The sequence below is a fragment of the Kitasatospora sp. NPDC036934 genome (assembly GCF_055608425.1).
In genome coordinates this window covers 74374-88138 of record NZ_JBVJQR010000027.1, presented here as the reverse complement: position 1 = coordinate 88138, position 13765 = coordinate 74374, and the positions used below count along the sequence as shown (strand labels likewise).

Sequence of the window (13765 nt, the reverse complement as noted above, 5' to 3'; positions counted from 1 at the left end):
CGTCCGTCGTACCGTGACCGCGATGACCGGGGCGGCGACCGCGGTGGCTACCGTGGCGGCGACCGTCCCCAGGGCGGTGGCTTCAACCGCGACCGCGATGACCGCGGCGGCTTCCGTCGCGACGACCGCCCCTCCGGCGGCGGCTTCAACCGTGACCGCGGCGACCGTGGCGGCTTCCGCCGGGACGACCGCCCCCAGGGTGGCGGCTTCCGTCGCGATGACCGCCGTGACGACCGCGGTGGCGACCGGGGCCGTCAGGACTACGACGACCGTCGCGGCAACTTCGAGCCCGTCAGGCGCCTGCCGATCCCGGAGGACGTCACCGGCTTCGAGCTGGACGCGGACGTGCGCCAGGAGCTCAAGAGCCTGCCCAAGACCCTCGCGGACGACGTCGCCCGCAACCTGGTGATGGTGGCCCGCCTGCTCGACGGCGAGCCGGAGGAGGCGTACCAGTACTCGCGCGTCGCGCTGCGGCTGGCGTCCCGCGTGCCCGCCGTCCGTGAGGCGGCCGGCTTCGCCTCGTACATGACCCAGCGGTACTCCGAGGCGCTGACCGAGTTCCGCGCCGCCCGTCGGATGACCGGTCGTGCCGACCTGTGGCCCGTGATGGCCGACTGCGAGCGCGGTCTGGGCCGTCCGGAGCGGGCGCTGGCGATGGCCGGCGAGCCCGAGGTGAAGCAGCTGGACAAGGCCGGCCAGGTGGAGATGCGCCTGGTGGCGGCCGGTGCCCGCAGCGACATGGAGCAGTTCGACGCGGCCGTCGTCACCCTGCAGAGCCCGGAGCTGGCCTCCAGCGCGGTGCACCCGTGGACCGCGCGTCTGCGGTACGCCTACGCCGAGGCGCTGATCGCGGCCGGCCGTGCCGACGAGGCCCGTGAGTGGTTCGCGAAGGCCGCCGAGGCCGACACCGACGGTACGACCAACGCCTCGGAGCGCCTGGCCGAGATCGACGGCGTCGAGTTCACCGACGCGCTCGACCCGGAGCTGGCCGAGGACGAGGCCGACCAGGCCGACGCCCCGGTGAAGAAGCGCACCGGCGACGTCGCCGACGACCGCGTGATCTTCGAGGACGAAGAGGACGTCGAGGAGTTCTACGACGAGGACGACCTCGAGATCGACGAGGAGTTCGACGGCGTGGTGCCCGAGCGTGCCGAGGACGCCGAGGCCGCCGAGGCCGAGCAGGCCGAGGCCAAGGGCGACGCCCGGAGCTGAACGTCCTGAAACACCGTGAGGCCCTGCCGTTCCCTTCGGGGATCGGCAGGGCCTCACGGCGTTCGGGCTCCGGTCGCCGCGGCGGACCGCTCCGGCGGCGGGCTACCCGATCGGCAGGCTGCGGAGCACCAGACCGGTGGCCGGCTTCGGCCCGAACGAGGTGGACTTGCGCGGCATGGTGACGCCCTGTTCGGCCAGCCGCCGCACCACGTTCTCCCGGACCGGGTGCAGCAGCACGGCCGTGCCCCCGGTGCGGGCGGCCTCGCGCTCGGCGGCCGCGGCGGTGTGCAGGTAGCCGATGTCGTCGGGACCGTCCGGGACGTGCCAGGTCGCGTCGAGCAGGGTGGCGTGCAGCACGGTGGCGTCCAGGTGGCGCCACTCCTCGGGCCGGTCGTGCGGCACGGTCGCATCGAGCAGGGACTCCTCGGGCTCGCCGAGCAGCCAGAAGACGCCGTCGCCGCCGGTGAGGACGAAGCCGTTGCCGCCGTGCCGCTTCTGCTCGGCGAGGGCCTGGAGGGCGGCGGGCAGCGGGCCGGGGACCTCCTTGACCTTCCACTGGTCGCCGAGCTGCTCCAGCGCCTCGGCCACCGGCAGGCGGTACAGCACGCGGTGGATGGCGCGGACCCGCAGCGGGTAGCGGGCGGTGTCGACCAGCAGCACCATGCCGCGGTCCCACGGGCTGCGCGGCAGGTGGCGGTGCTCGCGCTGGAGCCGCAGATACATCTCCCAGCGGTGGTGGCCGTCGGCGATCAGCGCCCGGCAGGTCGCCAGGTCGCGGCCGATCGCGGCGAGGTCGGTGGGGTCGGTGACGGCCCACAGGCGGTGGTGGGTGCCGTCGCTGGTGGCGGTGGAGAGCAGCGGCTCGCCCTCGACGGTCCGCTCGATGACGTCGGAGGCGTCGCCGTGGCCGCGGTAGGTGAGCAGCAGCGGTTCGAGGTTGGCCCGGGTGGTGCGCATCAGCCCGACCCGGTCGGCGACCGGCCGGGGCATCACGTCCTCGTGGGGGAGGACGACGCCGGCCTCGGGGCCGCTCACCGCGAGAGCGCCGATCAGGCCGCGCTGGAGCAGCTCGGGGGTGTCGCCGTCGCCGGGCACCCGCTGCTCGTACACGTAGATCGCCGGCTCCGGGTCGGCGGCGAGGATGCCCTCGCGCTGCCAGCCGGACAGGAGCCGGGCGGCATGCCGGTACTTGGTGTCGCGGTCGGGGCGGTCGCCGCCGTCCTCGGGCTCGGGCCGGGGCAGGATCAGCCGGACCACGTTGTACGGATCGGCCGTCTCCAGGTCGAGCCGACGCCCCGGGTCGACGACGTCGTACGGCGGCGACATCACCGAGGCCAGCGCGCCGACCCGGTCGGGGACGTAGCGCAGGCCACGGAAGGGGGACAGGGACAGGCCTGCGGTGGCGACGTGCCCGGGATCGCCGGGGCCGCCCACGGGAGTCTCGACTCCGTCTTCTGCACTGGGTGTGCTCATTCTGGGCATCGTAACCGGGTACGCGTTGTTGAGAGATCGGAATACCCGTGCCGCCCTGTGGGGCCGGGTGTGCGACCGAGGGCGAGGTAGGGCATGGAGGACGGACAGGAGCGGCTGGAGGGCGGCCCGCCGGGGGAGTACGTGCCCACGGGCGGGATCCCGGCGCAGGGGCGGCCCGGGGAGCCGTCAGGGGACGTCTACGACTGGTTCCGCCGGGGCGCGCAGCTACTGGCACAGGGGCACCCTGCGGCGGCCGAGCAGCTGCTGGCCCGGGCGGCGGAGGCCGAGCCGCACTCGCGCAGCATCCGGGAGGCGCTGGCCCGGGCCCAGTTCGACGTCGGTTCGTACGCGGCGGCGCTGGAGAACTTCCGGACCGTGGCCCTGGCCGATCCCTCGGACGACTACGCTCAGTTCGGCTGGGGCGTCGCGGCGGCCCGGCTGGGCGACTTCGAGACCTCCGCCGAGCACCTGGCGCTGGCCGTGGCCATGCGGCCGGAGGCCGACCACTACCGGGCGGCGCTACGGCAGACCCGGGCGACGCTGGCGGCCCGCGCCGGGGCGTTCGGCCCGCTGCTGCCGGGTGTTCCGGCGAACCGGAAGGACGCGAGCGGAGAGCCGGGGGCGGGTCTTCCCCAGCAGCCCGGGGGAAAGCCCGAGGGCGTCAACGACGACGCCTGAGCGGGCGGGCAGTGACGAGCAGACGAACCGCAGTGAATGAGGTAGCGCAGGCATGACCGAGACGGCCACTCCCGCACGACGCACCACCCCCGGCGGCAGCGACCGCCCGCTGACCGAGGCGTACGACACGGCGCTGCTGGACCTGGACGGCGTGGTCTACGCCGGCCCGCACGCGATCGAGCACGCCGTGGACTCCTTGGCGGCCGCCCGCACGGCCGGGATGCGGCTCGCTTACGTCACCAACAACGCCTCCCGCCCGCCCCGGGTGGTCGCCGAGCACCTGACCGAGCTGGGTGTGCCGGCCGAGCCCGCGGATGTGATCAACTCGGCCCAGGCGGCGGCCCGGGTGGTCGCCGAGAAGGTGCCGGCCGGTGCGAAGGTGCTGGTCGTGGGCGGGCTGGGGCTGGAGGAGGCGCTGGCCGAGCGTGGGCTGGTCGCGGTCCGCTCGCTGGACGATGAGCCGCTCGCGGTGGTGCAGGGCTTCGACCCGTCGGTCGGCTGGGCGCAGCTGGCGGAGGCCTCGTACGCGGTGCGCGGCGGGCTGCCGTGGGTCGCCTCCAACACCGACATGACGGTGCCGACGGCGCGTGGCATCGCGCCCGGCAACGGGACGCTGGTGGCGGCGGTGCGGGCGGCGTCCGGGGTGGAGCCGGAGGTGGCGGGCAAGCCGTTGCCGCCGATGCACCGGGAGACCGTGCTGCGGACCGGCGCTCGGCGCCCGCTGGTGGTCGGGGACCGGCTGGACACCGACATCGAGGGCGCGTTCAACGGCGGGGTGGACAGCCTGCTGGTGTTCACCGGGGTGACCACCCCGGCGCAGCTGCTGGCGGCTCCGGTCGAGCACCGGCCGACGTACCTGGCGGCCGACCTGCGGGCCCTGCTGGTCCCGCAGCCGGCGGTGACGGCGGCGGCCGACGGCTTCGTCTGCGGCGGCTGGACCGCCACGGCGTCGGACGGCGTGCTGGGGCTGGCCGGTGCCGGGGACCGCTGGGACGGGCTGCGGGCGCTGTGCGCGGCGGCGTGGACGGCCCTGGACGCGGCGGACGGTGGGTCGGTGGACGGGCGGAAGGCGCTGGCCGAGCTCGGCTTCTGAGAGCTGTCTGAGACGGAGGTCTGAGACGGAGGTCTGAGACGGAGGTCTGAGACAGCCGTCCCGGCCCTGGACGTCTGAGACGGTCGTCTGAATCGGTCGCCCGGGGGGTCTGATGCGCACGTCTTGGACGCATGTCTGAGGCGGGCGTCTGGAGCAGGCGTCTGACGCGGACGTCCGTACCGACGTCGGCCCCGGGCGTCAGGGCGTCAGGGCGTCAGGGCGTCAGAGCAGGGTGCGTAGCCGCAGCAGGTCGCGGAAGCCGGCCTCCAGCTTCACCCGGCCGCTCGCCCAGGCGGAGGCGAACTTGAGGTCGCCGCCGACCAGCGCGAGCAGGTCGTCGCTGGCCATGGTGAGCCGGATCGCGGCCTGCTCGGTGGGCGCGCCGGGGATGGCGACCAGGTCGTGGATCCGGCCGTCGCGCAGCTGTCCGGTGAAGGTCAGGCCGAGGTCGGTGATCCGGCAGCTGAGCGAGCGGTCGAGGGCGGCTGCCTTGCGGACGTCCCCGGTGGAGTTCGCCATGTTCCGGCTCAGCTGCTCCAGTGCCTCCCGGCACTCCTCGGCGTTCGCCATGGCGCTCGCTCCCTCCCCGGGTCACTACGGTGCGGACTGCCGGCCACGGTACCTCAGGAGGGTTTTGGCGGTAGCGTCGTCAGTGGGGTGCCCGGAATCGCCTGGGTGCCGAGGGCGACGGAGCGAGACGCGCGTAGGCGCGGAGGAGGCACCCGGATGCTGCCGAGGACGGTGCGGGGAGCGGTGGTGGCCGCCGCCGTGGTGGTGGAGGAGGTCGGCAAGCGGGTCGTCGACACGGCTGCCGCGGTCCTGGAGAAGACCGGCGTCGACGTGGCCGAGGTCGAGCGCAAGCTGGGCGGGCAGTTCCCGCCGTCGGCGAAGACGCTGCAGACCCTGGCGGAGGAGGCCGTCACGGCCGGGCGGGCCGGGGTGGACCTGGCCGTCGGGGTGGCGCGGGGCGAGGTCGAGAAGGTCTTCGAGAAGGTCGGTGACCAGGTGACCAAGGTCGGTGTGGTGCTGGCCTACCTGGAGAGCAAGCTGCGCGAGGTCGAGGAGGAGCCGACCGGGGCGGCGCCCGGAGCGGACCCGTACGCGACCGGGTACCCGGCGGAGGAGCCGGTGCCTGCGCCGCGGGCGGACGACCTGTTCGGGCGCGGCTGGGAGTTCGAGGACGAGCGGGTGGCGGCGGAGCCGATAGTGGCCGAACGGGTCGAGGTGGACGAGCCGGTCGAGGTCGATCCCCCGGTGACCCCGGTGACCCCGGTCGCTCCGGTGCCCCCGGTGCCGCCCCCGGCGGTGGCCGAGCAGGCCGTGAACGGGACGGCGGCGAAGAAGGCCACGGCGAAGAAGACCGTGGCGAAGAAGACCACCGCCGAGCAGGCCGCCACCAAGAAGGCGGCCGCTAAAAAGACCACCGTCGCCAAGAAGTCGACCGTCCGGAAGACCGCGCAGCGGAAGCAGGACGCCCCCCAGCCCAAGGCGGCCGCCAAGCGCACGGCGACGAAGAAGACCACCGTCCGCAAGGCCACCAGCACGAAGAAGCCCGAGAAGCCCGATGTCCGGGACGAGTGAGACCAGCGCGCCCGCAGAAGCGGCGGAGAGCGGTTTCGAGCCGGTCGCACTGGTCGCACCGGTCGGCGCGGTCGAGCCGCTCGGTGTCGCGCTGTTGCCCACCGGGCACCCCGGGGTGGACGCCGGGCTGGCCCGGCTGGAGGCTTTGGACGGGGTCCCGGCCGAGGCGCACGTCGCGGTGTACGAAGATGTTCACCAGCGGCTCGCCGACACGCTGGCCGCGCTCGACCAGGAATGATCCGCAGGACCCGTAGGAGCTGAAGTACCAGTGGCAGTGGCACGACGCCGACTCGACGCGGAGCTGGTCCGCCGCAAGCTGGCCCGTTCGCGTGAGCACGCGTCCGAGCTGATCGCGGCCGGCCGGGTGACCGTCGGTGGCACCACCGCGACCAAGCCGGCCACCCAGGTGGAGACCTCGGCGGCGGTCGTGGTGGCCAAGGACGACAACGACCCCGACTACGTCTCGCGCGGCGGGCACAAGCTCGCCGGGGCGTTCGCGGCCTTCGTGCCGCAGGGCCTGGTGGTCGAGGGCCGCCGGGCACTGGACGCGGGCGCCTCCACCGGCGGTTTCACCGACGTGCTGCTGCGGGCCGGGGCCGCCCACGTGCTGGCGGTGGACGTCGGCTACGGGCAGCTCGCCTGGTCGCTGCAGAGCGACGAGCGGGTCACGGTGATGGACCGCACCAACGTCCGCGAGCTGACCCCGGAGGCGATCGGCGGCACCCCCGTCGACCTGGTGGTCGGCGACCTGTCGTTCATCTCGCTGGGCCTGGTGCTGCCGGCGCTGGCCGCCTGCGCCGCCGCGGACGCGGACCTGGTGCTGATGGTCAAGCCGCAGTTCGAGATCGGCAAGGAGCGCCTGGGCAGTGGCGGGGTGGTGCGCAGCCCGCAGCTGCGTGCCGAGATGGTGCGCCAGGTGGCCGGGCAGGCGTGGGAGCTCGGGCTGGGCGTGCGGGCCGTCACCGCGAGCCCGCTGCCGGGTCCGTCCGGGAACGTCGAGTACTTCCTCTGGATGCGCCGGGACGCCCCGCAGCTGGACCCCGCGGACGCGGACCGGGCCGTGGCGGAGGGGCCCCGATAGGGTGCTCTGCGAGCGTCCGGCCCGCCATGCTGGATGGCGGGGCCGCACCGGGCCGAGGACGACCCGGCAGGCGTAGGGAGAGGGCAGCGGCATGAGCGATGAAGAACGCACGGTCTTCCTGATCGCGCACACCGGCCGGGAGGCGGCGCTGCGCAGCGTCGAGAGCTTGGTGCACGGGCTGCTGAAGGCGGGGCTGCGGATCAGGCTGCTGGAGGCCGAGGCGGTGGACCTCGACCTGCCGGGCGGGGTCGAGAAGGTGGCCGAGGGGCCGGGCGCGGCGGACGGCTGCGAGCTGATCCTGGTCGCCGGCGGCGACGGGACGCTGCTGCGCGGTGCGGAGCTGGCGCGCTCGCACGGGCTGCCGATGCTGGGGATCAACCTGGGCCGGGTCGGCTTCCTGGCCGAGGCCGAGCGGGACGACCTGGCCGTGGTGGTCGAGCGAGTGGTGGACGCCGACTACGAGGTCGAGGAGCGGATGACGATCGACGTCATCGTCCGGACCAACGGCGACGTGCTGCACCAGGACTGGGCGTTGAACGAGGCCTCGATCGAGAAGGCCTCCCGGGAGCGGATGCTGGAGGTGGTGACCGAGGTGGACGGCCGTCCGGTCTCCAACTTCGGCTGCGACGGGGTGGTCTGCGCGACGCCGACCGGTTCGACGGCGTACGCGTTCTCCGGCGGTGGGCCGGTGGTGTGGCCGGAGGTGGAGGCGCTGCTGATGGTGCCGATCTCCGCGCACGCGCTGTTCGCCCGGCCGCTGGTGACCTCCCCGGACTCGGTGCTGGCCGTCGAGGTGCAGCCCAAGACCCCGCACGGAGTGCTCTGGTGCGACGGCCGGCGTTCGGTCGAACTGCCCGCCGGCGCACGGGTGGAGGTGCGCCGGGGGCAGACGCCGGTGCGGCTGGCCCGGCTGCACCGGGCGCCGTTCACCGACCGGCTGGTGGCCAAGTTCGCGCTCCCGGTTACGGGTTGGCGCGGCCGCTCGAACACCCCCTGCTGACGGTCCGTCAACTCGCGGCGGCGCTGGGGCCGGTCAGACCGCCAGCGCCTGGCCCTCGTCGGCCGGGACGAGCCGGCCGCCCGCCGCCGCGCGGGCGGCCACCGCGGCCAGCCGCTCGACGGCGGCCGGGACGGCCGGGGCGGGCACGGTGAGCGGGATCCGGATGTGGTGCTCGAAGGCGCCGTCCGAGCCGAACCGGTTGCCCGCGGCGATCCGGATCCCGGCGTGCTCCCCGGTCTGGGCCAGTGCCGCGCCGGACAGGCCGCCGGTGGACACCCAGAGCGCGAGGCCGCCGGGCGGCAGCGGGAAGCTCCAGTCGGGCAGCCGCTCGGACAGCGCGGCGGCGAAGGCGTGCGCGGTGGCCTGCAGCCGGTCCAGCTGGTGGGCGCGGACCTCGGGCAGCGGTTCGCCCAGCAGTTCGGCGGCGATCAGCTGTTCGAGCACCGGGGTGCCGACGTCGCTGTAGACCCGCTCGGTGGCCAGTCGGCGCACCAGCGCGGGCGCGGCCCGGACCCAGCCGATCCGCAGGCCGCCCCAGAGCAGCTTGCCGGCCGAGCCGACGGTGACCACCTGGGCGGAGCGGTCCAGCGCCGCCATCGGGCGCGGCAGCGGCGCGGACTCCGGAACGCCCCAGCCGAGTTCGGCGGTGGTCTCGTCCACCAGCACGATGCTTCCGGCGGCCCGGGCGGCGGCCAGCAGCCGGCGGCGCTGCTCCTCGTCGATCAGCGCGCCGGTCGGGTTGTGGAAGTCCGGGATGACGTACGAGACCTTGGGGGCGGCCCCGCGCAGCACCCGCTGCCACTCGTCCAGGTCCCACCGCAGCCCGCCCGGCCGGGCCCCGGAGGCGTACGGGACGGGCACCAGGCGCGCCCCGGTGAGGCGCAGCGCCTGCAGGGTGTGGGCGTAGCTGGGCGCCTCGACGGCGACCCGGTCGCCGCGGCCGACCAGCACCCGCTGGACGAGGTGCAGCCCGCCCATCGCGCCGGTGGTGACGAGGATCTGGTCGGGGGTGGTGGGCAGTCCGCGCTCGGTGTAGCGGCGCGCGACGGCCTCGCGGAGCACCGGGACGCCGGTCGGGTAGTGGCCGTGTCCGGCGGCGTAGTGCGGTAGCAGTTCGACGGCGCGGGCGGCGGCCCGGCCGAGCCAGGGCTGGGGGGCGGGCAGGGCGGCGACGCCGAGGTCCAGGATCCGGCCCTGCTCGTCCGGCGGGACGGGGTGCAGGGCGTCGCCGGGGGGCTGGGCGCCCTCGGGCAGGGCGGTCCAGCTGCCGGCGCCGCGCCGGCTGAGCAGGTAGCCGTCGCCGCGCAGGGTCTCGTAGGCGGTGGCGACGGTGGTGCGGCTGAGCTCCAGGGCGGAGGCGAGTTCGCGTTCGGCGGGCAGCCGGGCGCCGACCGGCAGCCGGCCGTCGGTGACCAGCAGCCGGATCTGCCCGGCGAGGGTGCGGTAGGCCGGGCGGCGCGCGGTGGCCGGGTCGGGGAGCCGGGCGGTGGCGAGCAGCCGGGCCAGTGCGGGCGGGGTGACGGTGGTGTGCCAGTCGGCCATGGCCTGATCAGTCCACTTGCTCGGGATTGGCCCTGTCGGGGGCCCTATTGGACTGTTCATCATGGCAGCGCGGCCGCCGAGCCGCCACCACCGGGCCGGACCCGGGGTGCAGCACCGCCCGCAGGAGCACCGTTGGCCGCCACCACCGCATCCACGCCCCCGTCCACCTCCGCCGCCCCGTCCACCTCCGCCGCCCCGTTTCCGGAGCCGGCCCCGTTTCCGGAGCCGGCCCCGTTTCCGGAGCCGGCCCCGATTCCGGAGCCGGCCCCGATTCCGGAGCCCACCCGCCCGGGCCCGGCCGTCCCGATCCTCGGCGACACCCACGTGCTGGGCCGCCGCTTCCCGCAGCTCGCCGTCGGCCTCGCCCTGTACGGGGTGAGCATGGCGCTGATGCTCCGCTCCGGCCTCGGCCTCGACCCCTGGGACGTCTTCCACCAGGGCCTGCAACGGGTGCTCGGCCTCACCGTGGGCGCCTGGGTGACCATCTGCGGCGCCCTCGTCCTGCTGCTGTGGATCCCGCTGCGCCAGCGCCCGGGGGTGGGCACCGTCGCCAACGTGCTGGTGATCGGCGCGGCGATGGACCTCACCCTGCGGCTGGTCGGCGGGCCGCACGGCCTGCCCGCCCGGGCCGCGCTGATGGCCGCCGCGATCGTGCTCAACGGCCTGGCCTCGGGCCTCTACATCGGCGCCCGTCTCGGCCCCGGTCCGCGCGACGGTCTGATGACCGGACTGCACCGGCGCACCGGGCGCTCGCTGCGGCTGATCCGCACCGGCATCGAGGTCACCGTCCTGGCCGTCGGACTGCTGCTCGGCGGCACCGCCGGGGTCGGCACGGTGCTGTACGCGCTGCTCATCGGCCCGCTGGTGCAGCTCTTCCTGCCGTGGTGCACGGTGCCCACCGCTGCCCAAACCCCCCGGAAGGGATGAACTCGGCGGCACGGAGTTGCCGCGAGCCGTTGCCGCTCGTCGCGCTCCGGGGGCGGAACCTCGTAAGGTCGTCTCCGTGTTGGACGAGATGCGGATACGGGATCTTGGGGTCATCGACGACGCGGTGGTCGAGCTGGCCCCCGGCTTCACCGCCGTGACCGGTGAGACCGGGGCCGGCAAGACCATGGTGGTGACCAGCCTCGGCCTGCTGCTCGGCGGGCGCGCCGACCCCGGCCTGGTGCGCCACGGCGCCGGCCGCGCCGTCGTGGAGGGGCGGCTGGAACTGCCCGAGGGCTCCCCGGCGGCGGCCCGTGCCGTCGAGGCCGGGGCCGAACTGGACGACGGGGCCCTGCTGATCAGCCGGACCGTCTCCGCCGAGGGCCGCTCCCGGGCGTACGTCGGCGGGCGGGCCGTCCCGGTCGGGCTGCTCACCGAGCTCGGTGAGGACCTGATCGCGGTGCACGGCCAGACCGACCAGCAGCGGCTGCTGCGCCCGGCCCGCCAGCGCGGCGCGCTGGACCGCTACGCGGGCGCCACCGTGGCCGAGCCGCTGGCCCGCTACCGGGAGACGTACCGCGCCCTGCGCGAGGTCGCGGCCACCCTGGAGGAGCTGACCACCCGGGCCCGCGAGCGCGCCCAGGAGGCCGACCTGCTGCGCTTCGGCCTGGACGAGATCGCCGCCGCCGAGCCGGTGGCCGGGGAGGACGTCGAACTGGCCGCCGAGGCCGAGCGGCTCGGCCACGCCGACGCGCTGTCCTCCGCGGCGACCCTGGCCCACGCCGCCCTGGCCGGTGACCCGGCCGATCCCGAGGCGCTGGACGCGGGCACCCTGCTCGCCCAGTCCCGGCGCGCCCTGGACGCCGTGCGCCACCACGACGATCGCCTCGCCGCCCTCGCCGACCGGCTGAACGAGGTCGGCTACCTGCTGGCCGACGTCGCCGGGGACCTGGCCGGCTACGCCGACGACCTGGACGCCGACCCGGTGCGGCTGGCCGCGGTCGAGGACCGGCGGGCCGTCCTGGCCCAACTGCTGCGCAAGTACGGCGGCGAGGAGAACAGCCTCGCCGAGGTGATCGCCTGGGCCGAGGCCGGCTCCGAGCGGCTCGCCGAACTCGACGGCGACGACGAGCGGATCGACCAGCTCGGCGCCCAGGAGACCGAACTGCGGGCCGAGTTGGCCGAACTGGCGGCCGAGGTGTCGGCGGCCCGGCAGGCCGCCGCCGGGCGCTTCGCCGCGGCTGTCTCCGCCGAACTCGCCGAACTCGCCATGCCGCACGCCCGGGTGACCTTCTCGATCACCCGGGTCGACGACCTGGCCGGCATCGAACTGGACGGGCGCACCGTCGCGTACGGGCCGCACGGCGTGGACGAGGTCGAGGTGCTGCTCGCCCCGCATCCGGGCGCCCAGCCGCGACCGATCGCCAAGGGCGCCTCGGGCGGTGAGCTGTCCCGGGTGATGCTCGCCGTCGAGGTGGTCTTCGCGGGCGCCGACCCCGTCCCCACCTACCTGTTCGACGAGGTGGACGCGGGCGTCGGCGGCAAGGCCGCGGTGGAGATCGGCCGCCGGCTGGCCAAACTGGCCGAGTCCGCCCAGGTCGTGGTGGTCACCCACCTGCCGCAGGTCGCCGCCTTCGCCGACCGGCACCTGGTGGTGGAGAAGACCAACGACGGCACCGTGACCCGTTCCGGGGTCAAGGTGTTGAACGACGAGGAGCGGGTGCGCGAACTCTCCCGGATGCTGGCCGGCCTGGAGGACTCGGAGCTGGGCCGCGCCCATGCCGAGGAGCTGCTGGCCGCCGCCCGGGCCCCCCGCCACCGGTAGTCGGGACCGGCGGCCCTCACCCGCAGGACGGCGACGCGCCCCCCGTGGCGCCGACTGTCCAAGAGGGCCGCCGACCTGGCATGGTGGCGGCTGGACACTGGCTTTCCAGTCCCGAGCGCCGCCCGGCGGGCAATCCTCGCGAAGCGGCGCGCGAACCTGATCGAGTCGGATGCGAGACGACGTGGACCATTCCGCTGCCCGGGCCACCGCGGCAGCCCCGGAACCGGGGCAGCTGCACGTGGTACTCGTCCTGGCCGCCAGCACCGGCGGCATCGGTGCGCATGTGCGTTCCCTGGCCCAGGGCCTGGTCGCGCACGGGGTGACCGTCACGGTCTGCGCACCGGCCGGCACGGACGCGCTGTTCGGCTTCTCCCGCACCGGCGCGCGGTTCCACACCGTCGACATCACCCCCACCGCGGGGGCCCGCAGCGACGCCACCGCGATCGGCGAGCTGCGCCGGGCCTTCACCGGCGCCGACGTGGTGCACGCCCACGGGCTGCGCGCCGGACTGCTGTCCGACCTCGCGCTGCGCACCGCCGGCCGCTTCCCGGGCCTGCGGCCGGAGACCCCGTTGGTGGTCACCTCGCACCACGCGCTGCTGGCCACCGGCATGGAGCGGCGGCTCCAGCGGCTGATGGAGCGCCGGGTGGCGCGCGCCGCCGACCTCGTCCTCGGCGCCTCCTCCGACCTGGTCGCCCGGGCCCGCGAACTGGGCGCCACCGACGCCCGGCTGGGCCCGGTGGCCGCCCCGCCGATGCCCGAGGGCCGACTCGGCCGGGCCGAGGCCCGGGCCGCGCTGCTCGGCGACGGCCCGGACCGTCCGCTGGTGCTCGCGGTCGGCCGGCTCGTCCCGCAGAAGGCCTTCGGGCTGTTGCTGGACGCCACCGGCGAGCTGTCCGGGCTGGACCCGGAGCCGCTGCTGCTGCTCGCCGGGGACGGCCCGGAGGCGGGCCCGCTGCGCGAGCGGGTGGCCGCCGAGAAGCTTCCGGTGCGTCTGCTCGGCTACCGCACCGATGTGCCGGACCTGTTGGCCGCCGCCGACGTCGTGGTGGTCTCCAGCCGCTGGGAGGCCCGCTCGCTGGTGGTCCAGGAGGCGATGCGGGCCGGTCTGCCGGTGGTCGCCACCGCCGTCGGCGGGATCCCCGAACTGGTCGGCGACGCCGCCGTACTGGTGCCGCCCGGCGACCCGGTGGCGCTCGGCCGGGCGGTGCGCGAGCTGCTCGCCGACCCGGCCCGCCGCGAGCGGCTGGTGGCGGCCGGCCGGCAGCAGGCCGAGACCTGGCCGGACGAGGCCGCCACCGTCGCCCAGGTGCTCAGCACCTACGACGAGTTGGTGCAGCGGGGCTAGCGGGGCGA

General features: G+C 75.3%; 13 protein-coding genes. 10 read left to right on the top strand and 3 right to left on the bottom strand.

All coding sequences use genetic code 11. The features are described 5' to 3' along the window. Positions 1–300 precede the first annotated feature (300 nt). Positions 301–1212, top strand: coding sequence for a tetratricopeptide repeat protein (locus ACZ7BZ_RS31195; protein WP_470361242.1), 912 nt, complete (start codon positions 301–303; stop codon positions 1210–1212). A gap of 102 nt (positions 1213–1314) precedes the next feature. Here ACZ7BZ_RS31195 and ACZ7BZ_RS31190 read toward each other — a convergent pair whose 3' ends face one another. Then, positions 1315–2685, bottom strand: coding sequence for a DUF1015 family protein (locus ACZ7BZ_RS31190; RefSeq protein ID WP_470361236.1), 1371 nt, complete (start codon positions 2683–2685; stop codon positions 1315–1317). A 93-nt stretch (positions 2686–2778) separates the two neighbouring features. On the opposite strand from ACZ7BZ_RS31190, the gene ACZ7BZ_RS31185 reads away from it, so the two are divergent. Further along, entirely contained in the window at positions 2779–3363 is a 585-nt protein-coding gene (locus ACZ7BZ_RS31185) for a tetratricopeptide repeat protein (RefSeq protein WP_470361235.1), read from the top strand. A gap of 52 nt (positions 3364–3415) precedes the next feature. Then, entirely contained in the window at positions 3416–4456 is a 1041-nt protein-coding gene (locus tag ACZ7BZ_RS31180) for an HAD-IIA family hydrolase (protein ID WP_470361234.1), read from the top strand. A gap of 222 nt (positions 4457–4678) precedes the next feature. Here the strand turns inward: ACZ7BZ_RS31180 and ACZ7BZ_RS31175 are convergent, their stop codons facing one another. Further along, positions 4679–5026 (bottom strand): alkyl sulfatase C-terminal domain-containing protein, encoded by a 348-nt coding sequence (locus tag ACZ7BZ_RS31175; protein ID WP_470361233.1) that lies wholly within the window; start codon positions 5024–5026, stop codon positions 4679–4681. A gap of 156 nt (positions 5027–5182) precedes the next feature. Here ACZ7BZ_RS31175 and ACZ7BZ_RS31170 point away from each other — a divergent pair, with 156 nt between their 5' ends. The 4 genes from ACZ7BZ_RS31170 to ACZ7BZ_RS31155 all read left to right on the top strand — a co-directional run bounded on the left by ACZ7BZ_RS31170 (position 5183) and on the right by ACZ7BZ_RS31155 (position 8118). Next, entirely contained in the window at positions 5183–6037 is an 855-nt protein-coding gene (locus ACZ7BZ_RS31170) for a hypothetical protein (protein ID WP_470361232.1), read from the top strand. Further along, entirely contained in the window at positions 6021–6275 is a 255-nt protein-coding gene (locus tag ACZ7BZ_RS31165; protein WP_470361231.1) for a hypothetical protein, read from the top strand. The genes ACZ7BZ_RS31170 and ACZ7BZ_RS31165 overlap by 17 nt, the downstream gene beginning before the upstream one ends. A gap of 36 nt (positions 6276–6311) precedes the next feature. After that, positions 6312–7118 (top strand): TlyA family RNA methyltransferase, encoded by an 807-nt coding sequence (locus tag ACZ7BZ_RS31160; protein WP_380462504.1) that lies wholly within the window; start codon positions 6312–6314, stop codon positions 7116–7118. A gap of 91 nt (positions 7119–7209) precedes the next feature. After that, entirely contained in the window at positions 7210–8118 is a 909-nt protein-coding gene (locus ACZ7BZ_RS31155) for an NAD kinase (protein WP_380462498.1), read from the top strand. A 33-nt stretch (positions 8119–8151) separates the two neighbouring features. Here the strand turns inward: ACZ7BZ_RS31155 and yczR are convergent, their stop codons facing one another. Continuing rightward, positions 8152–9660, bottom strand: a complete 1509-nt coding sequence (gene yczR, locus ACZ7BZ_RS31150) for a MocR-like transcription factor YczR (protein WP_470361230.1) — start codon at positions 9658–9660, stop codon at positions 8152–8154. Positions 9661–9930: 270 nt separating this feature from the next. Here yczR and yczE point away from each other — a divergent pair, with 270 nt between their 5' ends. From yczE to ACZ7BZ_RS31135, 3 genes are all read left to right on the top strand, one after another. Then, positions 9931–10587 carry a membrane protein YczE gene (gene yczE, locus ACZ7BZ_RS31145; protein WP_470361241.1) on the top strand — a complete coding sequence of 219 codons (657 nt, stop codon included), beginning with the start codon at positions 9931–9933 and terminating at the stop codon, positions 10585–10587. A gap of 88 nt (positions 10588–10675) precedes the next feature. Continuing rightward, complete coding sequence (recN, locus tag ACZ7BZ_RS31140; protein WP_470361240.1) at positions 10676–12409, top strand: DNA repair protein RecN; 1734 nt, start codon at positions 10676–10678, stop codon at positions 12407–12409. Between the two features lie 181 nt (positions 12410–12590). Beyond that, positions 12591–13757 carry a glycosyltransferase family 4 protein gene (locus tag ACZ7BZ_RS31135; protein WP_470361229.1) on the top strand — a complete coding sequence of 389 codons (1167 nt, stop codon included), beginning with the start codon at positions 12591–12593 and terminating at the stop codon, positions 13755–13757. Positions 13758–13765: the final 8 nt, after the last annotated feature.